General features: G+C 56.8%; 13 protein-coding genes, 1 tRNA gene and 2 rRNA genes (1 of these 16 cut by a window edge). 4 read left to right on the top strand and 12 right to left on the bottom strand.

Going from position 1 to position 26,098, the window contains the following annotated elements; translation table 11 throughout:
* Positions 1 to 107 precede the first annotated feature (107 nt).
* Positions 108 to 608 carry a hypothetical protein gene (locus ACU5AZ_RS10310; RefSeq protein WP_446825899.1) on the bottom strand — a complete coding sequence of 167 codons (501 nt, stop codon included), beginning with the start codon at positions 606 to 608 and terminating at the stop codon, positions 108 to 110.
* Between the two features lie 64 nt (positions 609 to 672).
* Here ACU5AZ_RS10310 and ACU5AZ_RS10315 point away from each other — a divergent pair, with 64 nt between their 5' ends.
* The 4 genes from ACU5AZ_RS10315 to ACU5AZ_RS10330 are packed head-to-tail and all read left to right on the top strand — an operon-like array spanning position 673 to position 6,916.
* Positions 673 to 1,842: a cysteine desulfurase family protein gene (locus ACU5AZ_RS10315; protein WP_446825900.1), complete on the top strand. Its 1,170-nt coding sequence runs from the start codon at positions 673 to 675 to the stop codon at positions 1,840 to 1,842.
* Positions 1,843 to 1,863: 21 nt separating this feature from the next.
* Positions 1,864 to 2,775, top strand: a complete 912-nt coding sequence (locus ACU5AZ_RS10320; protein WP_446825901.1) for a DUF4007 family protein — start codon at positions 1,864 to 1,866, stop codon at positions 2,773 to 2,775.
* The gene (locus ACU5AZ_RS10325) at positions 2,772 to 6,080 is read left to right on the top strand and encodes a hypothetical protein (protein WP_446825902.1); all 3,309 of its coding nucleotides are present in this window, start codon (positions 2,772 to 2,774) and stop codon (positions 6,078 to 6,080) included. Before ACU5AZ_RS10320 ends, ACU5AZ_RS10325 begins: the two co-directional genes overlap by 4 nt.
* Positions 6,077 to 6,916: a phosphoadenosine phosphosulfate reductase family protein gene (locus ACU5AZ_RS10330; protein ID WP_446822310.1), complete on the top strand. Its 840-nt coding sequence runs from the start codon at positions 6,077 to 6,079 to the stop codon at positions 6,914 to 6,916. Before ACU5AZ_RS10325 ends, ACU5AZ_RS10330 begins: the two co-directional genes overlap by 4 nt.
* Before the next feature lie 4 nt (positions 6,917 to 6,920).
* Here ACU5AZ_RS10330 and ACU5AZ_RS10335 read toward each other — a convergent pair whose 3' ends face one another.
* The 11 genes from ACU5AZ_RS10335 to ACU5AZ_RS10385 all read right to left on the bottom strand — a co-directional run.
* Positions 6,921 to 7,727 (bottom strand): hypothetical protein, encoded by an 807-nt coding sequence (locus ACU5AZ_RS10335; protein ID WP_446822311.1) that lies wholly within the window; start codon positions 7,725 to 7,727, stop codon positions 6,921 to 6,923.
* Between the two features lie 71 nt (positions 7,728 to 7,798).
* Positions 7,799 to 13,168: an FtsK/SpoIIIE domain-containing protein gene (locus ACU5AZ_RS10340; protein WP_446822312.1), complete on the bottom strand. Its 5,370-nt coding sequence runs from the start codon at positions 13,166 to 13,168 to the stop codon at positions 7,799 to 7,801.
* Between the two features lie 77 nt (positions 13,169 to 13,245).
* Entirely contained in the window at positions 13,246 to 14,787 is a 1,542-nt protein-coding gene (locus ACU5AZ_RS10345) for a hypothetical protein (RefSeq protein WP_446822313.1), read from the bottom strand.
* A gap of 2 nt (positions 14,788 to 14,789) precedes the next feature.
* Positions 14,790 to 16,559: a hypothetical protein gene (locus tag ACU5AZ_RS10350; protein ID WP_446822314.1), complete on the bottom strand. Its 1,770-nt coding sequence runs from the start codon at positions 16,557 to 16,559 to the stop codon at positions 14,790 to 14,792.
* Positions 16,560 to 16,834: 275 nt separating this feature from the next.
* Positions 16,835 to 17,914, bottom strand: a complete 1,080-nt coding sequence (locus ACU5AZ_RS10355) for a hypothetical protein (protein ID WP_446822315.1) — start codon at positions 17,912 to 17,914, stop codon at positions 16,835 to 16,837.
* Positions 17,915 to 17,941: 27 nt separating this feature from the next.
* Positions 17,942 to 19,717, bottom strand: coding sequence for an ATP-binding protein (locus ACU5AZ_RS10360; protein WP_446822316.1), 1,776 nt, complete (start codon positions 19,715 to 19,717; stop codon positions 17,942 to 17,944).
* A gap of 8 nt (positions 19,718 to 19,725) precedes the next feature.
* Positions 19,726 to 21,288, bottom strand: coding sequence for a DEAD/DEAH box helicase (locus ACU5AZ_RS10365; protein WP_446822317.1), 1,563 nt, complete (start codon positions 21,286 to 21,288; stop codon positions 19,726 to 19,728).
* A 404-nt stretch (positions 21,289 to 21,692) separates the two neighbouring features.
* Positions 21,693 to 22,882 (bottom strand): IS3 family transposase gene (locus ACU5AZ_RS10370; protein WP_446822318.1). Its coding sequence is split into 2 segments (ribosomal slippage): positions 21,693 to 22,630 and positions 22,630 to 22,882, totalling 1,191 coding nucleotides; the frame shifts between segments, so codons are not numbered across the junction.
* Positions 22,883 to 23,184: 302 nt separating this feature from the next.
* Positions 23,185 to 23,261: transfer RNA gene (locus ACU5AZ_RS10375), tRNA-Met, on the bottom strand.
* Between the two features lie 152 nt (positions 23,262 to 23,413).
* Positions 23,414 to 23,528 (bottom strand): 5S ribosomal RNA (rrf, locus tag ACU5AZ_RS10380).
* Positions 23,529 to 23,729: 201 nt separating this feature from the next.
* Positions 23,730 to 26,098: ribosomal RNA gene (locus ACU5AZ_RS10385) — 23S ribosomal RNA — on the bottom strand (it continues 432 nt past the right edge of the window).

The following is a 26,098-nucleotide window of genomic DNA, read 5'->3' on the forward strand; positions in this document are numbered from 1 at the left end:
ATAAAATCGCCCAACATCCTAAGAGTCTAGATCTCCAAAGATACGAACCGCCCAACCGGAACCGGTGCCGGTTGACTTGATCTTCTAACCTCTCTCGGGATCTCGCTTTAAGGCGTCGTTGACAATTTTGCCGCCTCATTGATGGAGGTCGATTGTATTAATTGCATTCTGATCGCATGCCCTGCGCCGACGAGCGAAACAACCGCCGAAGCCAGAAGAAGAAGTTGGATTGTCTTAACAGTCGATGGCATCCTTGAAGGCTTCAAGGTTACTCGATACTCCCCGTCCAGCTTGTTAAGGTTATTCAGATAACCGTTGAACGCTCGTCCGAACCTGTCCATGATGTTTATAAACGCTAAACTCAGGATGACACAGAATATGAAGATACCTGCCGCGATAATCCGATCAGTTTTGAGCTGAGAAGCTGCGAAATACCATAGGCCTCCTAGCGCGACGGTAAAAAGCGGAGGGATCTTATACAAGATGTCGTTCATCGACCGGAAATGTGCATACTGCTCTCGATAGACATCAGCTATCCGGATGCGCTCTGCGGCGCTGTAATTATTGGAATTTTCTTGTAGTGGCTCATTCGCTATATCGTTCGACATCTTAAACCTCACCCTTCGATTCTTTTTAGCATCGAAAGCGAGCTCTGAGCGGGAAGATTTTCAAATGGGGCAGCCAATCTATCTCGACGGCTTTGCCACTCTGCCACTTGCGCCTGAAGCTCGCGATGCAATGCTTGCCGTTTGGGCACGCCCGGGCAATGCCGGTTCGCCAAATGTTTCAGGCGAAATTGCCGCCCGCACAATTGCCGATGGCCGCCAAGCGGTTGCCGATCTCATCGGCGCTGCGGCAAGCGAGATGACCTTCACGTCGGGCGCAACCGAAGCCGACAATCTCGCGATTGTGGGAGTAGCGCGGGCGGCTCGCGCGCTAGAACCCAAACGCAAACGAATCCTTGTTTCGGCGGTCGAACACAAAGCCGTATTGGAACCTGCACAGGCCCTTAAGTCCGAAGGATTTGAAATCAGCATCGCTCCCGTCGATCATCGCGGCCGGCTCGATCTTGCCGAATTCGCACGTCTTGTCGACGAAGACCTCCTCCTTGCATCCGTGATGATGGTCAACAACGAGACCGGAGTCATACAACCGGTCAAAGAAGCTGCTGCCTTGGCGCATGCGAGCGGCGCGCTCTTCCACAGCGATGCGGCGCAGGCTGCCGGCAAGATCGACTGCGACGTCCTCGAACTTGATGTCGACTATCTCACACTTTCGGCGCACAAGTGCTATGGACCGATGGGAATAGGCGCGCTTTTTGTCGCTGCTTCAGCGCCGAAGCCGCTTCCACTGACTTTCGGAGGCGGTCAGCAGAGCGGTCTAAGACCAGGAACTGAACCGGTCGCTCTCATTGCAGGCTTTGGCGCGGCAGTACAGGTTGCAACCCATCGTCTTCAATCCGATCGGGACCACTGCGCCGGGCTGATCGAGCAGTTGCTTCAAACCCTTCAACAACGGCAGCTCCGCTTTCGGCGGATAACCGGCGATGCGCTAACGGTTCCAGGTACCGCGTCCATCCAGTTGCTCGACGTTGATGCAGACGAGCTGTGCGCTCGCATTGCGCGCCATGTATCGCTTTCAACAGGCTCCGCATGCTCATCAGGGCAAATCAGAATTTCTCATGTACTTGAATCCATTGGCCTTTCGGAGACAGCTGCGCGCGGCGTTGTACGGATTTTCTGTAATCGCTACCAAGATCCTGACGAGATACTGACCGCCGCCAACTACATTGTTGAGGCTGCCGCACTGTCTCGGCTTGAAACTGGAGAGCTTCACCAGTAAGGTCCCTTCATGGGACACGCTATGATAAAGATCGATTCGAGAGGGCAATTTGCGGGACACGAAACCTTCCCGCTTCGATTGCTATGGTTGAAGAAAGCCTTCGACGCAATCGGAAGCGGAGCTGATTATAGAACATTCCAAGAACAAGATGCAATAACTCGTTTCGGCGTCGGGCGCAATATGGCCGTGTCGATGCGCTATTGGGCGCTCGCTTCTGGCTTTTTCTCCGAAATTGATCGTGTCATTGCCCCGACCGGGGTTGGTCATGCGATTCTCAGCGACGACGGTCTCGACCCCTACCTGGAGCAACCGTCAACAATTTGGCTTGCTCATTGGCATATCGCCAGCACGCCGGTGATGACAACAACTGCCTACTACGCATTCAACTTGCTCAATGCGATCGAGTTTGACCCGGCGATGTTGCTTGACCAGCTCATGGTCCTAGTCGAGAGCAACGGATGGCGGGCAACGCGCGGAACATTAAAACGCGACATCGAGGTTTTGTTGCGCAGTTATGTGCGGCGCGCAGATACTCTGAACGAAGACGCCGCAGAGCCTCTGTTGGCAGAACTTGCACTGATCCGAGAAGCGCGGCTTGGCGGCTGGTACGAGTTTGTTCGCGGTCCCAAGCCAAGCCTCCATGACGCCGTTTTCGCTTTCGCACTAGGTCAGTTCTGGGAACGATCCGGCGGCGCGACTACATTGACGGCTGAGCAGATATGTTATGGAGCGGGCTCGCCAGGCCGCGTTTTCAAACTGGACGAAGACAGCGTAGTTTCCAGGCTGATGCGGCTTGACGATCTGACTGCAGGCGCTTGGCAATGGGTAGACACGGCCGGTCTTCGCCAGATCCAGCGCACGTCCGAGTTCGATCCAACGACGGTTCTTTCTCTCGCTTACCCACGCAAACTCGACCGTCAGATCGCAGCATGAGCAAGCTTTCCAGCGTAGTTTCCATTGATCGCCGTTTTGCGCGATCGGCCCGGCTCGACGCGGACCTGAACGGCACGCCGCCTTTGGTGGGATACGTCTTGCAGGCAAGCGTTGCGAAATCTCTGCGTACCCTTGGTGAGAGCCAGCGGGACCACCATCAAGGCGCCTTCACGTGGACCGGTCCTTATGGCGGCGGCAAGTCAAGCGCTGCCTTGCTGCTCGCGAACCTGGTGGCGGGCGCAAAGAAGAACAGGAAGATTGCTCGAGACATCGCGGGGGAGCCTCTTTCGACCCTGTTCGACGAGGCGTTCCCGGAAACCGGCGGCGCCTGGAAAGTTGTCGCCGTTACCGGAAGCCGTACACGGCTCCGGGATGCAATCGTCGAAGCCGCACGCAACGCGCTTGGCTGGTCGCCGGATATTGCGTCACAATTCGCAGCAAGCGATGATCGCCTTATCAAGGCTTTGGTCGAGGGCGGCGAAGACGCGTCAAGTGGAACACTCCTCATTCTCGACGAACTTGGCAAGCTTCTTGAGCACGAAGCACTTGAGGGCGGCGACGTTCATCTGCTTCAGGATCTCGCCGAGCATGCGTCGCGCAGCAGCGGCCGCTTGGTTGTCATCGGCATTCTGCACCAGTCTTTTGACCAGTACACCGCGCGTGCCGCCCGCGATGCTCGTCAGGAGTGGCGCAAGGTTCAAGGCCGCTACCAGGACATCGCATTTCTTTCAGGTGCAGACGAAACAGTTGCGCTGCTTGGCCGGGCCATCGCCACGGAGCGCTCTGATCACGATAGGTCCGGCGCCCGCATTGTTGCTGAAGCGGTCGCCAAACGTCGTCCCACGGACGTTGACGTTCTGGCGGACGCACTTGCGCACACATGGCCTCTTAACCCGGTGAGCGCACTTCTGCTCGGGCCGATCTCGCGAGCGCGGTTTGCCCAAAATGAGCGAAGCGTGTTTGGCTTCTTGAGTTCAGCTGAACCCTCCGGCTTCAAAGAGTTTCTCGAGACCACCGATCTGGAGGCCGGAACCTACGATCCCGCAATGCTCTGGGACTATCTTGTTGCGAACTTCGGAATGGCCCTTACCGCGGGTGTGGACGGTAACCGCTTCAGCCTCGCATTCGAGGCCATCGAGCGGGCCAGTGTCAAAGGAACCGGTCTACACGTCGCATTGACGAAAGCGGCCGCGATCATCGAGTTTTTCCGGAACGGATCTGGCGTCGTGCTTGCAGACGACTTTTTGAGCGCGTCCGTGCCAGGCTTTACGACGAAAGCAATCAGCGGAGCGATCAAGGATCTCGTCGATTGGGCTATTCTTATCCGGCAGCCACGCCTAGGTGGATATGCCCTCTTTGCCGGTAGCGACTTCGATCTTGAGGAGGCGATTGGCCGGGCTATTCAGCCGGCGGACGCGCTTGAACTCGCGGATATTCCGCGCCGGGTCGGGATGGGCTTTGCCACAGCCAAGCGGCATTATTTCCAGAAAGGCGCGCTCAGGACCTTTGAGATAGCGCTGCAGGTCGTCGGTCCACAAGATACGATTGAGTCCTTGACGAGCGCCATTTTGGCTCGTCCCCTTCGTGGAAGCGGCCTTTTGCTATTGCTCCTCGGCGACGGTTCTTTGACGACAAAATCAGTCAATCTATTTGCGCAGAAAGCCGCCGAAGCCCTGGCAACGGAGGAGCGTGTGATTGCCGTAGGGGGTGCAAATGACAGTTTTGCCCTCCGGTCAACGGCCGCAGAGTTGCTGGCGGTCGAACGTGTTTTCCGTGAGCACCCGCAGCTGGAGGGCGACAGGATAGCGAGGCGGGAGATCGCCGCGAGACAATCCCACTGTATCGATCAGCTTCATCGGACACTCGAGACTGCATTTGGGAATGCAAGCTGGTACTTGGCGCCTCAACCGGGCCACGCCATTCGCGCACCGTTAACGGTCGTCTCAAGTGCACTGGCCGACGCCGGTTTCTTCAACGCGCCGATTATCAAAAGCGAGTTGCTGCAGCGAGACAAACCATCGTCGAATTCGATGGCGGCTTTGCGTGAACTGGCTCATGCGATGGTCAACTCGTATGCAGATGAGCAGCTGGGGATGACCCAGTATCCTGCAGAGCTCGGCCTGTATCTTACTTTGCTTCGACCGTTCGGACTGCACAAAGAGATCAAGGGCGGCGTGTTTGGTTTTTCAGAGCCAGACGATAGTCAAGAGGGAGCATCGCTTCGGCCTGCGTGGGAGGTAATCGACCTTGCGGGCGAAAAGCCTCTCGACGCTGTTTATGCGGAGTGGGCTCGGCCGCCCTACGGCATCAAAGCCGGTGTCATGCCGGTGCTGGCACTTGCCTATATGCTTGCCAAACACGAAAGCGTCGCTGTCTATATCGACGGGGTCTATCAAACAGCAATCGATGACGTCGTCGTCGACAAGCTTTTGCAGAAGCCCGGCCTCTTCCGTTTGAGGCGGATCGACCGGTCCGTGCGCGAAACCGCGTTTCTCAGCGGACTCGCGCAACTCCTCGGCGTTGACCATCATGGGGGGTCATTGCCTGTTGCCGCAGCTCTATTTCAGCGGTTCGAAGAGCTTTCACAGTTCGCAAAGCGGACCACCAATCTTGATCCCTTGGCGGTGAAGATCCGCGGCATCGTAATGAAGTCGGACGACCCCGAGCGTCTCTTGTTTGACGATCTTCCGGCTGCTCTCGGTGAGGATCTCTCCCCCGAGGCGGTCTATCATGCCCTCCAAGCCGCCGAAGCGAGCTATCCAGCGCTTCTCGATGAGTTGCGTCTCGCACTTGCAAAGGCGCTCGGTATCGATGCCGCGAGTTTTGCGGGAATTGCGGAACGTGCATCGCTGCTGAAGGGCCTGACGAACGATTACAATTTCGATGCGTTCGCAGATCGCGTTGCGGCAATGGAACTCGGAAAAGGCGACATTGAGAGCACCGTTAGCGTCCTGTTGCACCGCCCCGCCCGAAATTGGTCTGATAGAGACCGACAGGAGGCTTTGACAGAGATTGCTCGATACGGGCGACGTTTCCGGGAGCTTGAGGCTCTAGCGATTGTGCGAGATCGACGCTCCCAGACCGAGGCCCTTGCACTTGTCGTCGGCCTCGACCCTAAGACGCCGCCGCTGATGCGCAGCTTCGAGCTGAGCGAGAGCGAAAAGCTGGCCGCAGCCGGAATCGCTGATCGCTTGGTGGCTTCGCTCAGATCAGAAAACAAGAGTGGACGACTGCAGCTTGCTGCATTGGCGCGTGCAGTCGCGATGATGGCTGCCGATGGCGAAGATGAGGTTGGTAGGCAATGAGTAGGGAACGTCATATCCTCGGTCTCTCAGGCGGGCGCGACAGCGCCGCGCTCGCCGTTTACATGCGGCAGCATTATCCAGAGTTGCCGATCGAGTATTTCTTCACAGACACCGGTAAGGAGCTGCCTGAGGTCTATACATTCCTGGATAAGCTCGAAGGCTTTCTTGGCCGCCCGATCCGCCGGCTTAACCCCGATCGGGATTTTGATTTCTGGTTGGATGAGTACGGCAATTTTCTGCCCTCGCCCCGCACCCGCTGGTGCACGCGCCAGCTCAAACTCCGGCCGCTGGAGCATTGGCTGCAAAAGGATCTGGAAAACGGAACGATCGTCCACTCCTACGTTGCCATCCGCGCTGATGAGCCAAGCCGCGAGGGCTATCAAGCGACGCACCCCAATATGCGGGTCCATCTTCCGCTTCGTCAAGCAGGTGTCGACCGTACCGGGGTCATCGAAATACTTGAGCAGTCAGATGTTGGCGAACCAGCCTATTATCAATGGCGCTCCCGGTCCGGCTGCACATTTTGCTTCTACCAGCAGAAGATCGAGTGGGTTCGGCTCGCCGAGCACCATCCAGATCGATTTGCCGAGGCCGTTGACTATGAAAAGACTGCGCTACGAGACGGCTCGCCGTTCACATGGAGCCAAGGCGAAAGCCTAACGGATCTGATCTCACCCGAGCGAGTTGAACAGATCAAGTCCGATTACGAGAAACGCCGGGAACGCCTGCGGCGCAGCCGGCGGATCAACCCACTATCCGGCAGAACCGCGGAAACGGTCGATGACATCTATGGTCTTGACGAAGCAACAAGTAGCTGTGTGGTCTGCCACAAATAGCCAGCTATCTCACCTGTTGCGATGGATATCGGCGCCATAAATTAGCTTTTTGATGCAACCGCGTGAAAATCACGCCGGCCTCCTCTACTTCTTGATCGCGCATGAGCGAGAGAGGTATCGGCATTCCTGCGTCGGTTAAGCGCAATCTGACCAGACACTGAATGAGAACCAAGATCATACGAGACACTGTGTAGAACCGCGCGAGTCCCCAGCCCTTCGGAAATCCGTCCAATGGAATCGGATCAGAGCCGTGCACCACATAGTTCCTAAACACGCGCCCGAGTTCAGCAGCCGCAGAGGCTCCAGTCAGCTTGTACTTGGTCTCTATCGCTTTAACCTCGTCAGCTATAGGTTCTGCATGTAGGCAGCAATTTCGAGCAATCCTATAAAGATACATCAATGCAGGTATCTGATCGATTTGGCTGGCATGTTCAGCAAAGTGCTTTCTGGCTCGCACGGGAAGTTTCTCACGCGAAAAGGCAACAATATTCGACTGCCGTATAGCGTCTTCGTATGCCATCCAGACAAAATTGAAGATTGTCAAAGCAGCAACATACTCTGACGCTGCATGCCTATCTTCTTCATCGTGATCCCAAGCGCTTCCACAATAAAGGCCGGCATCCGACTCGTCGATATATGACGGGTCTGCGAAGACGTCCTCAATGCTGGCAGCCATTTGCAGGGGAAATGTCACACCCGGCCACGGATATTGTGTGTCATCGCAGCCATCGATCAAGCCAAAGTGTCCCGCTGAAAATATCCCATGGATCAAGGCTGCTATATGTTCGCGGAACGGATCGAGGGTCGCCATTACGCAATCCGGCTTTCCACAACCGCACGTGAAAATCCGAATTGCGGGTTGGATAGCAGATTGCTCTCTCTTCATCTGCTACCCGCGTCGCTTGAGCAAATTGAATCAACCGCTATATCGATATCATCATCTGACAGAAACGGCGCTTGCGCATAGATGATCGCTGGTTCCCCACTGAGCCTTGCCGCAAGGTGACCGAGGCCTAAGAGCTGTTCCGCTCCCTTAACGCCCAGTGCGATTTCGGATGTTCCGGCACTCGCAACTTTCAGGATCAATCTATTGCCGAGATTGTCACGTAGCTGCATTGGCATAACGTTGGCATCAGGCCGTTGCGCTGCAAAGATAAGATGTATGCCGGCAGCGCGTGCCTTAACGCCCAATCGCGATACGTTGGATGTCACTGCAGACTTGTAATCTTCTGTCAGCATCCATTCAGCAAATTCGTCATGAACCAGAAAGATATATGGCAGCCGCTCGCTGGCCTCCACCTTGGCATTGAATGCCCGAATGTCACGAGCCCCCTTTGATCGGAACAGCTCATAGCGGCGCTCCATCTCCGTGACGAGACCCTCCATAACGTCAACCGCCCGCGATTGATCGACGATCACTCCGCCCTGCAGATGCGGCAGCCGCTCGATTGCGGCGTAGTCGACACCCATCTTCGGATCGATGAGGTAAATGTGCGCCAAATCGCTTGAGTTGGTCGCAGCGATGTCGAGGAGAAGCGCTTGGATCAGCACTGATTTCCCTGATCCTGTTGCGCCCGCGACGAGTGTGTGAGGCTCGTGTTGTTGGCCGCCGGCGAATGAACCGCCAAGGTTGAGATAGAGGATATCGCCATCGAGTTCCTTCAGGCCAAGCACAAACGAGGTGTTCACCCCTGCGGCATTGCGATTGATTTCCCGTCGGCCCCAAACATCCCAAAGGGAAACGACCTGTCGCTGTGGGCGCGCAACGCCGACGACAATCTCGCCCGGCAACGGTGAAATCGTGATCAGCCTAAGCCCATGCGTTGTGAGAAGAGATGATTGTTTCGCTTCGATATCTTCAACGCGCAGACGATCCGACCCCATGAAACGGATGAGTGCGGCATTTGGGGTCAGTCGCGTCCCTACAATTTTGGCCTGGAGATTGTAGCCGAGAAGCGCAGAGCGCAACTTTTGTGCGGTGCTGTCCAGCCAGTCGCGTTCGTCCGACGAGTTTTCACGCACTTTCTGGGAACGAGCTTCGGCCAGAGCAGCAATACTAACATCGATACGAGCGTGGGCATATTCGTCGGGTGTCGGTGCAGTCGCCTCGACGCTCGGCAATTCCAGGGCACCCGGCTGCGTGTTATTAAGAGACGGTGTTGAGATAGCTGTCTCGTCCTTGGTTTGCACCGAGACCGAGGCGGGCATGGTTTCCCCGCCAGACAGGCCACCGCGATCGCCACCCGCGGCGAGCGAAGGATTATTGCCGGTGACGGGTTCTACAGCCTCGATAACGATCCCGCCTTCAGAATCCCCTTCGTCGTCATCCTGGTCATAATCATGGCTGATGGCCTGTTCGGTCGCAGCAATCGAAGGCTCTTTCTGGATGGCCTTGGTCCAATCCACCGGCGGAGCCGGATGACGATAACTGACCAAGTTCCAGGTGTTTTTTTCGCCGAGCTGCCTGCGAAGTTCTGTAAGGCTTTGTTTCGCCTCGTAGGCCTTGATCAGTTTGCGAAGTCCCTCGCGCGTAAATGTCTCCTGAAGCCCCATATGAATCTCCGGCAACTCATCCTGCTCACCCGGCGAACTGCTGTCTGTTGCCGGACCGGAGACGAAGATGTGTGAGTAACCGCGCAAATCGATAGGGACCGCTCCCCGGCGAATTCCGTCGCGGACGCGTTCGAGAAGATTTGCCTGGCCCAGTGCTGCCGTACCATCCAGCAACAAATCGGAGATCCTGGAGAGCCAAAGGTCGCGATCAAGCCGCCCGGGATCGCCAAACAGGGCATCATCAATGCGAGAAACGGTCTGCCGCAACTGGCTGCGTGACTTGCGGCTCGCCTCCGCCAAACCGGATTGATCGACGTATTTTGCTTCGGTTACGATTGCCCTGAGCTTTGGAAGACCATCCTCTCCTGTCGAGAGGCTGATGCCAAGGATGTCGGCGATGCCCTCTTCTTTTTGCCCAAGCCATTCCGCATAATCATCGAGGAGGAACCAAGCAACAGCGGAGCGCTCACCAAGCTCCTCTTCGATCAGGGCCCGGCTTAGCACCAAACCGATCAACTCGCCGGCCGAGACGCCCCGTTTGGCTGCCCGCAGAACGATATCGCCCGATATGGCATTGGCGTCTTCAATCATTCGTCGCGCGAGACCTGCGAGGCGGTCGTCGTCAAGACCCAAGGAGAGTTCCGCAAGCCGCCGCTTGACCAGCACGTGAAGTATTCGCAGCTCCGATGTCGACGAGACGACCATGTTGCGGCCGTGCGTGCGTTGGCGACGATACCGGATCACGTTGATCCCCTGGGCGGCAAGCTGCCGCTTGTCGAGAAGATCATCGTAGGTGGCGACCCACTCCGCCATCTTATGCACCTCGTCGAACATCCCCTTCAGCCCACCATCCTGGAAGGAGATCTGGCGGGCCGGCAGATAGTGCCCGTCTGGCGCGTGCGACTGGCGACGAACAATGTTCGCGACGGCGTCGATATAGGCCCAACCAGCATCTGGCTGACGCGGGCACGTCAGGTAGCTCGTCGCCTTGAGTTCGTCCTCGGCGGTGACCCGCCGGTATGACCAACGCGCCGGTACGTGTTCCAGCAACGATGGATTATCCGGCAGAGCCGGAACCGGAAACCACTGTTCGCGCGCTTGACGGGACACAACGTCATGCAGGAATGCCACGTCTATCTCGCGTGCTCCGCCCGACTTTGATGCGCCCGCGACGTCTAGCATGACGCCGATACGCAGCTTCGACATGAAATTTCGTGATGTCTCGCTGACTACCACCGCATCGGGATCATTTTCCGATCGTTCAAGCAGCTCGGTGTAAACGCCGGACAATCGGCTGCGGTCGCGATGGCGGACGAGCACGTTACAACGGACTTCTTCCTGGTCTTGCACGGAACTCAGCGCGCTCACGGTTGCGAGCGGCAAGCCGGCAGCGTCGCAATTGTAGAGCATGATGCTGAGGTTCGACCGTTCATGCGGCTGGAGATCAAGGTAGCGTTCAAGCAGAGCGCGGATCTGGCGCGCGGCCTCCGATGGATCAACGTCCGTGGTTGCCTCGGTCGGATCCCGGACGGGCCGCTCAAGCAGGCTATAATCGTTGACCGTGCTTGTTTCCGTAAGCAGGACAGGTTCGCCGCTGTCATAGCCGACGGCGAGTTCGGGATAGAGCGGATGGCTAAGTTCGTCGCGAAGATCGCTGAAAAACAGACGCGAGTCGCCGAAATTCACATCGACATCCGACAAGAGATAGTCGGCCAAGCCTGCCACCGATCGCATTTTCGCGGCGACACCGACCAGACGCAGTGGATGCCACGGCGCAACGATGGCTGACGGCGTGCTTCCCAGGACTTCGATCGTGCCGATACGCAGCGCCGGCTCCCAAATGTCGCGGCGGTTAAGATCACCTATGGCATTCTTGGCCAAGCTGTTCAGCAGCGCCCCATAGGCGTCGGCCTGCGCGACAAGAGTAGCGGACGCGTACCCTGACGACTGCAGCGAGCTAAGTGCGTCGGCGTACAAGGAGGCGAATTCCTTCCATGCCGCGGCAATGTCGTCAGCACCTGGCTGTGTAATCCGGCCGGCCTCCTTTGCCTCTTTCAAGAGCTTTGGGAAGACCTTCGCAAGGTCGATGCCGGTGTTGGTGCGCGGGATGAGCGTCCCGGAATCCTGGCCGAAGGCTGGTTGCAGTGTCCCGGTATCGCTTAGAGATACCGTTTGGAGGGCGCCTTTTCGACTAACAGAGAGGCGCGCGACGCTGCTGCGTCCGAATGGTCGCTTAAGAAGGCGGCCGAGATCCTTCGGAAGTTCCAGACCAATGGCTGATGGCTGAGCGGTCCATACTAGCTGAACGGTTGCTCGTTCCCGTCCGGCCGTCAGAGCCACATCGAATTTGATCTGCAAGGCACTTCGTGCCGTCGACTCGTTTCGCCGGTACTTCTTCTGACGGGTCTTGGCGCGATCGAGCAGTTCTTCGTAGGCAAAGAGATGCGGTACGTCCCAGTCCACGGCTGATCCGAAGAGCGCCGGCAACCCTCTGTAGCGCACGCCGAAATAAAGGCCAACGTCAGCATTGAGGTCGAGCCACTGGTTGCGCGAGCGCCTGGCCGATTTGATGCTCAGTTTGCGCGGTCCGCCTCCAAGGTTGACCTGGCCAAACAGACGTTCAATCACACGCAGCAAGCCTTCAAGGAAATCGGTGCATTCGATCGGGCGACCGAAGACGAAGCGCTCCCACTTGACCCTGAGAGCCTTGTCTTGCGCGAGATCATCGCGATGAGCCTCGAAGAATTCGCGATCGTCCTCGCGCGTTTCCTTCAGCGATCGCCCCTTGAGGACGCGCAGGTAGTCGTTGTCGGCTGGACTCAGTCGGTCCGGGAATGTGAACTCAAAGAAATTGATTGTCTCTTGGGCAAGCGAGGTTTTCTTCCGCTTAATCCCTGAAAACAGCTGCAGAACGCTTTCGGCCTCCCATTCGAAGACGCTCAGTGCTTCTGCTTCCGGCCCCCATCCCGGTGCGGCCTCAATGAATGCTTCAATCGCAGGATGGACATTGGCCGGGATATCGTCCCTTACCTCGGCAAACTGCTCTCTCAACTCTTCATTTTCGATAAGCTGACGATTGGGGCGCTGCTTGACCATCAAAGGTTTTCGATCCGCGACGAGCTTTTCGAACAGCTTCTTCCACCGACGCGGGACTTCGCGATCGCGTTCGCCAAGCCCAAGGAAGAAACCGCTATCGCGCGGCAGACGCAACGCCGGAAGGGCCCACCCGAGTGCGTCCGTGACCGGTACCGCTTCGGTTTCAATTCGGAAGCGAGTCATGGCGACATAGGTCGCAATCTGATGAAGCGTCCAGTCATCGGCTGCGGTCAGACCTCTTAACGCGGCCGTCCAGGTCGCGATCTGGCTGTCGCTCAGACCAAGCCCGACGGCGGCTGCCTCGACCCAAGGGCCTGGCTCCTCTGTCAGTTGCTTCGCCCCGATCAGGGTGACATCCCCGAGAGAGGCACCTTGATCTTCATCCGTGTTGGCAAAAAGTAGTGCAGGTCGGTCATAGTCGGCGTGCCGGATCGCCACCATCCGTTCGTCTGTCATCACGCTATCCGGGAGACCGAACGGTGAGACTAGGCTACGCGGCAACGCGATTTTGAGGAGCGCGGATACTTTTGCATCGGTAAGCAAGGCTTGGGTGATAGCGGCCACCTGTTCGCCGGTCAGACGATCGAGGAGGTAGCGCGCCATGCCATCTTCGGGCGAGAGCCCGTCAAGACGCAAGCGGATCGATGTCGCGCCGGCGGCGCCAATGAGATCAGAGGGGTTCACTCGACTCTCGCTCTCTGGAATGGATTTTCGACATAGGCGCAGCTGTCGGACAGGCGCCTGAGAAGACCCAAGCTCGCCAATCGCTCTTCAAGGCGATGCGCATTGTCCGAAAAGTCTTCTTGATCTGCGGTCCCGGTATCGACAAACGACCGGGCCTGCGCGTCGCCAATAATGATCCCGTAGCGCTGGTTTAAGCGCGTCAGGAAGTCTTTGAATTCAAGCCTGTTTTCGACGCAGGCCACAACCAAGGTCTTTAGCAGTCGATCGGTAGGGGCATAGCGCACCCTTCGGCTTGATCGGCGCGATGACAATCCGATTGCGCGTGACCATGTCGCGTGAATCTTACCAACGTGCTGCTTGTGACGGGTGGTGGCCTTCCCTAGCAGTTCGTCAAGCAGTTGCTTTGGATCACCGACCGTCTCGTCATCTTCGCCGTCCGGCCATCCAAACTCGCGCTGCATCAGGTCGCTGGCCCTCAACACGGGTTCGTCTGATGCAACGGCGGCGGTCCAAGCGGGCGTCTCGGCAATGCGCATGATAAATCGCTCGATCGCCAGCTGCGGCAGCATGTTATTGTGTTGATACGAGTCGGCGGACAGATCCCGAACAACGGACTTTTTGGGCGAGACGATTTCGCAAACGAGTTCGACAGGGGAGCGATCGAGCAACTCTCGTGCCCGGTCGAGTTGATAAAGAAGCAAATTTAGACCAGCAGTGGTCACAAGGTGGGGGATTGCGTCGTGGCCGGGAATGGGCAACTTCAGGATCGAAAGCCAATCTTCCGCCATCCGATCGAAGACAGGATGCCGTGCACATGGCAGATAGGCGCCCCCACGTTCAGCCTTGGCGAGCTGGATATCTCCCTGAAGCGCGCGTGCCATCGTATCGTAGGGCGCCGGTTGGTCCAGGAAACGGGAGGTTAGCAGGGCGCGAAGCTCGTCAGCGTGTTTGCTCCTGCTTAACATGAGATAGAGGATTTCGCCGGTGCGGGCGAAAAACCGGCGATCGTTCGACACGCTACCATTTGGCTTGACGTTGACGTCTTCGAACAGAGAATTAGGGCCAAACGGGAAGACGAATTTGGAGCTCCACCGCTTGTTGCTTGACCCTTCAATCGCCGAACCCTGAAGGAAGTTCAAGACCGCCGCAAAATCATCAAAAGTTTCGAACCGATCGCGAAGATAGCTGAAATCAGGCTTGTCGATGCCGCCCGCTGTTTCCGCCATCTTGCCGAGCCAAAGCGACCATGCCGCGTCGTCTGACCCCGCTTCTGCGCGAACGGTCATCACATGGGGATTGTTGAACACGAGGTTACGCAGGCGCAGCTGAAGCTGCGGCTTATAGGAGAGGCTGTTATACGTTTCTTCGCTAAGTGCCCGGCCTTCACGATGCTCCGAAAGCAGGACCGTCAAAAACTCGAGGAATGTCAACCACGGTGACTGCTCATCATGGAGGCGATGTCCCCAGATCGCTTCGTCGATCCAATAAGCAGGCCCGGTGCGTTCTTCAAAGTGGGTGGGGCGATCCAGAAATTCCATTGTCATACTCGCACGATCACACGTCGCGGCTGAGCGCGGCCATCGGAACTGACGTCGATAAATCGCAGTACAAGTTCACCGTCTGCAGTCGCATCATCCCCATCGAGCTTGCGGCGGTTTTCGGTCTCCCGCAGCAACCGGGCTTTGAAAGCCAGTAGATCCTCGTGGCATTCAAGCGAAAAACTGCTGGGCAGGGCGCCCTCGGCTACCCGCCCTAAAAACTCGAACCGGGTCGGAGACAGGGCCAGGAACACGGGCGGAATTTCGCCACCGCGCACCAGCTTGACCGATACTCCGAAGTTTCGGCCAGCTGTGTCCGGGACAATGCTGACCTCTTCGCCGCTCGCCCGAGGCACGGAGATGATTTCATCGAGCAGCGGACTGCGCTTCGACTGGGAGAAGCTGCCAGATGTCGCGAGCACGAGCTCATCCTGGTTCTGGATCAACATGCCCGTGAAGATACGATTAAGACCGCGGACGATCATGCTCACCGCCTGCCGGGGTGCGGCCTGTCCGGCGGCGATCTTCTGAGACGTTTCGAGGTAGAGCCCGGCGTAACGGAAGACGCTGAGGTCCCAGAGGTCGTATTCATCGATTTTTGTCTGGGGCATCGTAAAGAACAGGCGCTGCCGTTGAGCGCGTAGCGCTCCGAGGAAAGCGGCGCGTTCATTAGAATCCGCGCCCTCAAGATAAGTGCGTTGAGCGTTGGTGAACGCGGCCGTCGCTCCGTAGATAGGATCCGAGATTACAAGTTCATCGTAGTCGGCCTTGTACGCTGGGTCGTCGGCACCATAGACCAGCAGATTGTCAACCCGGTTGCTTGTCTCCGCTCCAATTCCAAACGCATTGAGCTTGCGGAAAAGCTCTGTCTTCTCCGCCCTGCTTGGCTTCAGGTTCTCGCCGAAAATGTTCCGGTAAATGCTCGCAAGATCGAGGTGTCCGGCGTCCTGCAAGGCGGGCACATCGGCGCATGTCATCAACCCGTCCCGGGCGTTGGGATGACCGAGGAGACTGTTGGCGATCAATGCTAGGAGCTGACGCACCGGAAAATGGCTTCCGTTGCGCTCGCTGAGTTCAATGACCGCCGCGAGCCGCTTCTTGAACGGATCATCTTCGCCGGCACCTATGAGCCGTCGGCGATTTTCGAAAATGGGACAGATAGCGCCGTCGCTGCGCGCGGAGCAGCTTTCGCATCCCCGCCAACCTTCGTGCTCGGTTATCGCCTCGATGATCGCCGTTATCATCTGAGCCGCCGGAGATCGACTGAGGTCCTTCACCTCGAGACGAATTCCCGCGTCGTTTGTCACGCCCGTTACCAAGAGGTCTTCGACAACCTGGCTGGCCCGTTCGATCTCAGGTGTTTTCGGCGCGGATTTGAGTTTCTCGAGGAGCTGCCCGTGATTGGCGGCAAGGAGATATGATGTTGCAGCGTCCGGGTTCGCGATGTCGGCCGAGAAATCGGCGATAAGCGATGCACTTTCATCGTCGCGCAATTCGCTCAGATCTTTGACGACGACCAGTGAGCGGCCGTCACCAATGGCCATTCGCTGAACCTTGTCGCCCCGGTTCCAGAGGTTCCCATCACCGCCGAGCCGGATCCAGACCTCTCGACAGTGATATGTTTTTCCATCGCCGGCTGTGCCGGTGATGATGTATGATACTGGGGAACGGCCGCGAAAGTTTTCAACAAGCTCGTCGCGAAGTGGCGCGGGAAGCTCAATCGGTCGGATCTTATGGCGCCGGAGCGCGCGCTGGATCGTCTCGTCATACATATTGTCATTGGTGGGGATCGGCCCGTAATTCCTAAGAAACCTGACCCACGTATGTATAGATGCTGTTTCTGACACGCTCCGCCCCCGTAGCTCTGTAAAGTTGTAGACGAGGTATTGATTCGATCAATGTCCAAAACGCCGTCACAACACAACTCTTTAAACTGCATGCATAAAGCGTTACCCCGCAAACAGCACTCCCGCATTCTCCTCTTACATGACGCTGCCTCCGATTTCGGCCCCACTAAAATGCAAGCGGCTAGCCGAATTGAAACAAATCAGAGTATTTCAAGGAAGCTATCGAGCGACGAGAGGCGAATTGTCCGCGTTTGTCTCGATCCGAGCACTACTCGATGGTCGACCGAAATATGAGCGGACACCGTCTTAATCTTCCGCGGATCTGGAACGGCTGCGTATTTGACCCACAGTTCCAGTTCATGCGTACCGTCGGGCCAAAGGCCGGTATCAAACCCAGTCCTCTCGATCGGGGTAAACAAAACGCGGACTGCCTCGCCTGTCCCGGGGTTCACCGCGAACTCAGCAAATGGGACCGCCCCAAGGCGCAGATCATCGACCGAGCCACCGTCCGCGGGCAGCCTCATTTCTGGCCGGTAAAGCATCTGGCGATCCTTGTGGTGCACCCGCAACAAGAACCATTCGACAACAGCAACGGTAAGCCCGCCATTGATAACTTGCAGCGGCAGGACGATCTCATAGGCCTGGTTCCCGAGACTCATAGGACCCGCAAGTTGCAGGCTGCTCCATAAGATATCGCAATTGGCCGACAATCTCTGTTCGACGGCGGAAGGATAGGCCATCAATATCCACTCTTGCAGCCAACCGTCAAAAACCTCCCTAGAGACTTTTTCCGCCCTTATTGACCCGTCGATAAGCCGCGCCGACACCAAGCTGACCATTGCCTCGCGCATTGGAAGAGGTATTGGAGGGAACGCTTTCGCTAGAAGATAGCGATCGAGCTTGGTAACGGCTTGATCTATCAGCGCCAGGGTGTCCATCGATGTCGGTGTAGGTACCTCGACCCCATGGAAGGGAGCGTCGTCGAGGACCGCGGCGGCTATTGGCCCTGCAAGCATCAATTGATATCGTTTGGCGGATTTGGATTGGCTTAGTTCGAGGCACCACGCTTCGACGGCCGCACGACCGATTTGGTTCTTCGAGGACTTAACCTGTTGGGCAAGGCTGTCGTTCTCGAAGGCCCACAGAATGTCTACCTTATCTCCGGCAACATCAGGCTCGATGGTGACAAACCGCCATTGTGTTGCGCCCGTCTCAAGCGCATTCAGCAAGCAAATGAGCGTCTGCACTGCAAACCCTCGGACAGCGTCTTGACCGCTCATTGGCACGCTCCCTCGACTTAGAAACCGTCAATCTTCCTCGAGCTCGAAAAAATCCATGGCCATACGGCCCCATTGCAGCCGTATGTCTTCAATCGCAACTCGGGCCTTTTCCGTTGGCGCTTCATCTTCAAGTCGGGCCCACGCAGCGATCAGCGATAAAACCTCTTTAGCATATGCGTTGCTCGGAGCTTCCTCGTCTCTTAGAGCTTCAAAGAGCTTTTCATGGACCGGATGGCGCGTGTTGAGCGTTATGAGAATGATCCCTCCGGTTGTCGAGATGTCGAATATGGTCTGACCGGAAACTTCGGCATGACGGAAGCGGAATTTGATTTTCTTGCCGACATAGTCAACCGCGATCTGCTGTGCGACGGTTTCCTCGACACCGTCGTTGACGATTTCCAGCATTAGAGCCTGAGTGCGGGCCTCCGATGACTCTTTTTCACCGCGGTCGCTTCGGCCAGCGTCACCGATGCGCTCGCGCCGGCGATTGACAGCGTCAGTGGCTGCTTTTTCGGCCTTTGTTTCATCGGATTCACGCCGCTTGGCTGTCCGTTCACCTTCCTTCATCTTGGCGATGCGGGCGCGCATTGCATCCAGAAGCTTATCAATCTCGCGGCTAATCCGGTACATAGGAAGTCTAGGATCGCGGTCGGCCCTCAGCATGTCACGATATTCGCTTTCGTCCATACCCTCGGCCAAGGCATCATCGCCCAGATCCATTTTATAGAAGCCGGTCGCGGCCTGCTTATTGTTCGTCACACCGAATACATCGTCGAGCGCAGGCTCGAACTCAACTTCAATGCCCCACCAGCGTTCACGCGGATCATACGAATTCTCGAAGCTTCGATTGAGTTCAAGTTCGCGGTCAGCACGGACGACCGAAATGCCTTGGTTCTTCTTTGTATGGCGTCCGATCGGACGGTTCCCGCCCTCCTTCCGCGCCTCTTTCTTAGAAATAGAAGCGCGAATAGTAACCAGGTGCTCTTGGCCATTATATCCTACGGTCAAAGGCACCGGCTCACCAAAGAGTTCGAACGCCGTCAGCTGATCAAACGGCGCCGGCGTATTGGTGCCTGTGGTCAGATATAGGGGATCGTTTGGCCGCACGAAGCTCTCGTAGCTGGGCTGATATTTGCCAGCGGAAAGCTCATAGGCCGCCAACCGAATTCTCACCGACTTCCTTGTGATGAAACGTCGATAGACCCGACCGGCAACAAACTCGGTATTGCGCAGCAGCGTCGAGCTCTGCTTCCAGGTAATCCGATCTAAGTCACTCCAGACCACCAAAGTGCCGTGCGGCGCGATCTCCCCGGCAATCAGTGTCAACCATTCAGAAGGAATGGCAGATGCCGTAGGATCTGGGACCTCGATCATCCGTCCCTTCTGGATCATGTCGATGTCGAGAAACGAATGGAAGACCTTTCCGTGCTGCCAGCTCCACACATCAACGCGCTTGCACTGGGAAATTGAAGAGTTCGGCAGACCCATCCCGAATTTTCCGATACCCTTCTGGTTTTTCGGATCCAGTCTAGAGCCATTGCCAAACTGCAGCGCCTTTCTCAGCGTTTCGGTATCCATGCCCGCAGCGTTGTCGTAGACCGCGATACGGGAAATGCGCTTGCGCATACCATCCGACGGCGCCTCATCGACGCAGATCAGTTCCACCTGCGTCTGGCCTCCTGATTCTTGCCCGGCTTGGATGGCGTTGTCGATCAACTCGGCCAAGGCGTGCGCGCTATCCCGATAACCGGAGCTTCGCATCGCCGTAATTGAAAGATTTTGTGGAATAATAGGAAACGGCATAGTTGCTCCTAGATGTTAAGGGCGTCCCAGGTGCCTAGTCCTTGCGCCAGAACCAGATAATCGGGAAGAGGATCACCGGCCACGACAATCCTTAAGGGATTTTCGGGGTGGCCCCTACCACTAGCGAGCCGCCCGACCATTTCGTTGATCAAGGCACTCGACGTGGTAGGGCGCGCGAGAATCGCTGTCGAGACGTTAGGAATCTCGGCACCCGAGACAAAACAATCATGCAGACACAAGACCTTGTCTGAGCGCGCGACATACTTCTGCAATGCGAGTGACCTTTGCTGCGGGGACATCTCACCGGTAATAGCCGCTGCGCGCATACCGCGAAGGCGAAGCAACCCGGCGAACAACCGGGCATGCTCTGCTGTCGTAGCGTAGAAAACAATCGGCGTTGCCGATGCCCTGGCTTCAGTCAGCACGACTTCCAGGAGAGCATGATTGCGTTCTACATCCCGACTTATCTCGTTCATCTCTTCGGTGCTGAGGTCGACGCCCGTCGCCGTCAGCGGGTCTGGACCTGCCGACGCTATTTTCATTACTTCAACAATTATCGGGTCCGCGTCGCCCGCCGCGCGCAACAAAGCCACCGGATCATCGGCTTCTATCGAAACACAAGCCCCGGAGAATTTACCCGCCAATGCCTGCAGTGTTGGCCGCGCTTTAATCACACTCGCCGGAGACGCCGAGATGCCAATGACTGAAAACTCGCCTTCCCGCGACATCGAATCGACAATGCCAGCGGCCCTAGGATTGCTGAGCAGCTCAGCATCGCCAAGCACAAGAGCACGTGTTCGCTGGCCAAGGCTGATCAAGCCAGCCTCACTATCAAACAGCTTCTCGACATCCGCCACCACGATCCCGTTGTCGATCTTATCGAGATCCGGCGTTGGGTGACGACCATAGACCCGAAACGCCGTAACATTGCGCGAGCCAAGTTGCTGCCACACGGCATGCAATTCGTCGAACACTTCGTCGCACAAGACCTCTCCTGCCGACAGCCAAACTATCAGACGCCCATCCGCCTCGCCTCTATAAAGATCCAGCACTGCCGTCGCCACCGTACGAAGTTTACCAGCCCCGAAGGGCATGTGGACGAGTGCGGAAGCCGTCGGATCAGTGATCAAGCGGCGTAGCTTGCGATAGGCATTGACTTGGTGTGCACGGAGCTGGTGGTCTGCCGTCGCATTTTGAGTGGGCTCGGCAAAAGCGTCACCACCCTCCGCCGCAACATTGAAATAGCGCCGCAGCATGTCAGCGTTGACCCGATCATTGTCGAAGTCGACCCCCGCGAGCGTTGTCGCAGGCGCGTAGGTGGCCACCATCAAAAGCTCGCAGAGATGTTGCCCTTCCTCAGGAGTCAACTTCTCAAAAAGAAGGCTCCTAACGGCCGCGTTACCGAGCGCCCCACTCTCACCGATTATATGAACAACGAGCTCCGCCAGGCCCGAAGGAACGATGGCTTCGCTGCCAACCCGCGTCAACAAAGCCATCGTGGCCTCACCAAGCAGCGCCATCAGTGCGGTTGAATCGCAACGCGCCAGATGCGCCACAAGCTTGGAGTCCACTCTGCCCTCGTACACGTCGATCGCTCGTCGGTCTTTCCTCGGTTAGACGATTGCCGACAGAGTCATCTTTCGCAACTTAGGGGAGCTTTATTGATTCTCATAGCACATATTTCGCGAAGATTGGTCAAGTCTTCTTCTCGGGCACGACAACAGTAAAATAACGAAGCCAGGCAGCAAAGACATACATGCGCGTCAATCACTGAGGGATCAAGCGGCGGCTGTAGCGCCACTCCAAGAAGGCTTTCGCCCTAAGCTGCGTGCCAACCACCACGACGCGATTGATGACCTTTCTGAACGAAATCACCATCCGTATATCGAAACCTCGAAGTAGCGCGGCTTCCGACCAATAGAATAGATGAGTTGAGTGCGGTGACGCAGGCCGGGACTGACCTGCCACTGAACTTTCACCCAGCGGCGACTAGAGCCGCGGCGGTTTTGAATACGCCAACAGGCGCGGTGTGAGCAACCGGCGGAAACGCGAAGCTTTCATCTTGCGCAGCGTTGGAGCCGGTTGCGGCGATGGTCCCGGCAAAGTCTGCCGGGGTTTGGTATCCGAGCGATGAGTGCGGCCGAAAAGTATTGTAATCGTCCGCCCATTCGGCAATGGCGCTTCGGGCATGATCGAGGCCGAAGAACAGGCTCTCGTTGAGCAACTCGTCGCGCATCCGACCGTTAAAACTCTCGACATAGCCGTTCTGCATCGGCTTTCCCGGCGCGATGTAGTGCCACTCGACCTTGTGATCCTTCGACCAGGCAAGGATGGCATTCGAGGTTAGTTCGGTGCCGTTGTCGGAGACAATCATTCCTGGCTTGCCGCGTCGTTCGATCAGCGTCGTCAGTTCTCGGGCGACACGTCGACCGGAGATGGATGTGTCCGGGATGGCCGCCAGGCATTCGCGCGTCACATCATCGACAATGTTGAGCACGCGGAAGCGTCTGCCGCAGGCAAACTGGTCATGCACGAAGTCCAGCGACCAGCGGGCATTGGCCTTCGCTTCAACCAGGATCGGCGCACGCGTGCCGCCCGCACGCCGCCGGGCTTTTCGCTTGCGAACGGAAAGACCTTCCTCGCGATAGAGCCGGTAGATGCGATTGACGCCGGACGGCTCTCCGTCCCGCCGAAGCAGGACGAACAGTCGCCGGTATCCGAAACGCCTTCGCTCATTGGCGAGGTCGCGCAGCTTCGCCCGCAATTCTACCTCCGGCGGTCGGCAGGACCGATATCGCACCATCTTCCGATCCGCAGATATAATCTGGCAGGCCCGCCGTTCCGAAAGACCCATGACGGTCTTCAGATGCGTGACGGCGTCGCGTTTGGCGGCGGGCCCTACCATTTTTTTGCAAGAAGCTCGCGAACTGCGGCTGCATCCAACATCTGTTCGGCCAGCAGCTTCTTCAGTCTCGCGTTCTCGTCTTCAAGTGCCTTCAGCCGCTTCGCCTCGGAGACTTCCATGCCGCCGTATTTGGCTTTCCAATTATAAAACGTTGCTTCTGAAATCCCGTGCTTGCGGCAAAGGTCGGCCGCTTTCGCGCCAGCCTCCTGCTCCTTCAGCACCGCAATAATCTGCTCTTCCGTAAATCGCTGCTTCTTCATTCGTCCGTCCTTTGATGGGCCGGACTCTAATCCAATCTGGAGGAAATTCTCAGTGGCAGGTCAAGCGGAACGGATCCGCACGCTGATGAGCCGGATCGATCTCGTCCCTGACGGCGAGGAACTGGCGATCGTGCTACGCGGCGATCTGGCCGCGATCCTGACCTTTGCCTGCGGCCAGAAGAACCCGGCCTTTTTGGCCGAGGTTGCAGCGCTCGAGGGGCTGCTTCGTAGTTCGGCGAATACTGGCGTTCAGAAACGCAAAATGCCCCACGGAGGGGGCTCTTTGTTATCGCAGGGATCGTTGGTTGCGGGGGCAGGATTTGAACCTGCGGCCTTCAGGTTATGAGCCTGACGAGCTACCGGGCTGCTCCACCCCGCGTTATATGTTTCCGGGTTTTGTCCCGGGAGCGATTTCAGGCTTAGCCTGATGAGTGTCTGCCTCAAAAGCAAAAGGCCGCTTTGGATGCGGCCTCGTCTTGGGCATGAGGCCCTTGGGTTTGTGAATGAGAAGATTTGTTTTGCCTTTTGCAGACCTGGCAGCGACCTACTCTCCCGCGTCTTGAGACGAAGTACCATTGGCGCTGGGGCGTTTCACGGCCGTGTTCGGAATGGGAACGGGTGCGGCCGCCCCGCCATAACCACCAGGTCGGCAAAGGGCAAAACATGAGAAGCTGGATTTTTGATCGCGTTTGGGCCTGTCCGTCTGGCACTTGACGAAGCGAAGCTTCGCAAGGCCGAACGGCCGTCGCGCCTTTTGGCGCGGCCCGTCCGGAGCGTAGCGGCGAAAGCCGCGACAGCGTCAGGACAAGATGATCATCTTTTTTTCGATGATCATTGATCAATGAGAACGATCAAGCCGATCGAGCTATTAGTACCGGTAAGCTTCATGCATTGCTGCACGTCCACACCCGGCCTATCAACGTGGTCGTCTTCCACGGCTCTGATAGGGAACACTCGTTTTCAGGTGGGTTTCCCGCTTAGATGCCTTCAGCGGTTATCCCTTCCATATATAGCTACCCTGCTATGCCGCTGGCGCGACAACAGGTCCACCAGAGATATGTCCATCCCGGTCCTCTCGTACTAGGGACAGATCCTGTCAATATTCCTACACCCACGGCAGATAGGGACCGAACTGTCTCACGACGTTCTGAACCCAGCTCACGTACCGCTTTAATTGGCGAACAGCCAAACCCTTGGGACCTGCTCCAGCCCCAGGATGCGATGAGCCGACATCGAGGTGCCAAACAACCCCGTCGATATGGACTCTTGGGGGTCATCAGCCTGTTATCCCCGGCGTACCTTTTATCCGTTGAGCGATGGCCCTTCCACGCGGGACCACCGGATCACTATGACCGACTTTCGTCTCTGCTCGACTTGTCAGTCTCGCAGTCAGGCGGGCTTATGCCATTGCACTCGACGACCGATTTCCGACCGGTCTGAGCCCACCATCGCGCGCCTCCGTTACTCTTTAGGAGGCGACCGCCCCAGTCAAACTACCCACCATACACTGTCCCGGATCCGGATGACGGACCGCGGTTAGACATCCACGAAGATAAGGGTGGTATTTCAAGGATGGCTCCACAAGAACTGGCGTCCCTGCTTCAAAGCCTACCACCTATCCTACACATGCCTTGGCGAATGCCAGTGTAAAGCTATAGTAAAGGTGCACGGGGTCTTTCCGTCTGACCGCAGGAACCCCGCATCTTCACGGGGAATTCAATTTCACTGAGTCTGCGTTGGAGACAGCGGGGAAGTCGTTACGCCATTCGTGCAGGTCGGAACTTACCCGACAAGGAATTTCGCTACCTTAGGACCGTTATAGTTACGGCCGCCGTTTACTGGGGCTTCGATTCAGAGCTTGCACCCCTCCTCTTAACCTTCCAGCACCGGGCAGGCGTCAGACCCTATACGTCGTCTTGCGACTTCGCAGAGCCCTGTGTTTTTGATAAACAGTCGCTACCCCCTGGTCTGTGCCACCCTCATCTACTTGCGTAAATAAGGGTCACGCTTCTTCCGAAGTTACGCGTGCAATTTGCCGAGTTCCTTCAACGCAGTTCTCTCAAGCGCCTTGGTATACTCTACCTGACCACCTGTGTCGGTTTCGGGTACGGTCTATACGGTGGAGCTATTTCCTGGAACCGCTAAGCAGCACTGACAATCCAATAAGTCAGTACAACAGTCGCAATCCGTCACTACCACCAGGCCCACGAATATTAACGTGGTTCCCATCGACTACGCGTTTCCGCCTCGTCTTAGGGGCCGGCTAACCCTGCTCAGATTAACTTTAAGCAGGAACCCTTGGTCTTTCGGCGAGGGGGTCTCTCACCCCCTTTATCGTTACTCATGTCAACATTCGCACTTCCGATATCTCCAGGACCCCTCACAGGTATCCCTTCACAGACTTACGGAACGCTCCGCTACCACGTGCAGTAAACTGCACATCCTCAGCTTCGGTGCATGGCTTTAGCCCCGTTACATTTTCGGCGCAAAGACCCTTATTTAGACCAGTGAGCTGTTACGCTTTCTTTAAATGATGGCTGCTTCTAAGCCAACATCCTGGTTGTTTTGGGATCCTCACATCCTTTCCCACTTAGCCATGACTTGGGGACCTTAGCTGGAGGTCAGGGTTGTTGCCCTCTTCACGACGGACGTTAGCACCCGCCGTGTGTCTGCCGAGTAGTACTCCCCGGTATTCGCAGTTTGGTTAGGATCAGTAAGACGGTGAGTCCCCATAGCCCATCCAGTGCTCTACCCCCGGGGGTATTCGCTCGACGCTCTACCTAAATAGATTTCGCGGAGAACCAGCTATCTCCGAGTTTGATTGGCCTTTCACCCCTAGCCACAAGTCATCCCAATCTATTGCAACAGATGCGGGTTCGGTCCTCCAGTTGGTGTTACCCAACCTTCAACCTGCTCATGGCTAGATCACTCGGTTTCGGGTCTAATGCAACATACTATGGTCGCCCTATTCAGACTCGCTTTCGCTACGCCTACACCTACCGGCTTAAGCTTGCATGTTACACTAAGTCGTTGACCCATTATACAAAAGGTACGCTGTCAGGGTTGCCCCCTCCAACTGTTTGTAGGCATCCGGTTTCAGGTTCTATTTCACTCCCCTTGTCGGGGTGCTTTTCACCTTTCCCTCACGGTACTTGTTCGCTATCGGTCATGCACGAGTACTTAGGCTTGGAGAGTGGTCTCCCCATGTTCGAACAG

This window comes from Rhizobium sp. PAMB 3182 (genome assembly GCF_052908355.1).

Coding starts and splice junctions, on each gene's coding strand:
- ACU5AZ_RS10360 (WP_446822316.1), bottom strand. CDS start 19,717: ATGCCGTTTCCTATTATTCCACAAAATCTTTCAATTACGGCGATGCGA.
- ACU5AZ_RS10335 (WP_446822311.1), bottom strand. CDS start 7,727: ATGGCGACCCTCGATCCGTTCCGCGAACATATAGCAGCCTTGATCCAT.
- ACU5AZ_RS10340 (WP_446822312.1), bottom strand. CDS start 13,168: ATGGCGCGCTACCTCCTCGATCGTCTGACCGGCGAACAGGTGGCCGCT.
- ACU5AZ_RS10350 (WP_446822314.1), bottom strand. CDS start 16,559: ATGTATGACGAGACGATCCAGCGCGCGCTCCGGCGCCATAAGATCCGA.
- ACU5AZ_RS10320 (WP_446825901.1), top strand. CDS start 1,864: ATGATAAAGATCGATTCGAGAGGGCAATTTGCGGGACACGAAACCTTC.
- ACU5AZ_RS10325 (WP_446825902.1), top strand. CDS start 2,772: ATGAGCAAGCTTTCCAGCGTAGTTTCCATTGATCGCCGTTTTGCGCGA.
- ACU5AZ_RS10315 (WP_446825900.1), top strand. CDS start 673: ATGGGGCAGCCAATCTATCTCGACGGCTTTGCCACTCTGCCACTTGCG.
- ACU5AZ_RS10345 (WP_446822313.1), bottom strand. CDS start 14,787: ATGGAATTTCTGGATCGCCCCACCCACTTTGAAGAACGCACCGGGCCT.
- ACU5AZ_RS10355 (WP_446822315.1), bottom strand. CDS start 17,914: ATGAGCGGTCAAGACGCTGTCCGAGGGTTTGCAGTGCAGACGCTCATT.
- ACU5AZ_RS10330 (WP_446822310.1), top strand. CDS start 6,077: ATGAGTAGGGAACGTCATATCCTCGGTCTCTCAGGCGGGCGCGACAGC.
- ACU5AZ_RS10310 (WP_446825899.1), bottom strand. CDS start 608: ATGTCGAACGATATAGCGAATGAGCCACTACAAGAAAATTCCAATAAT.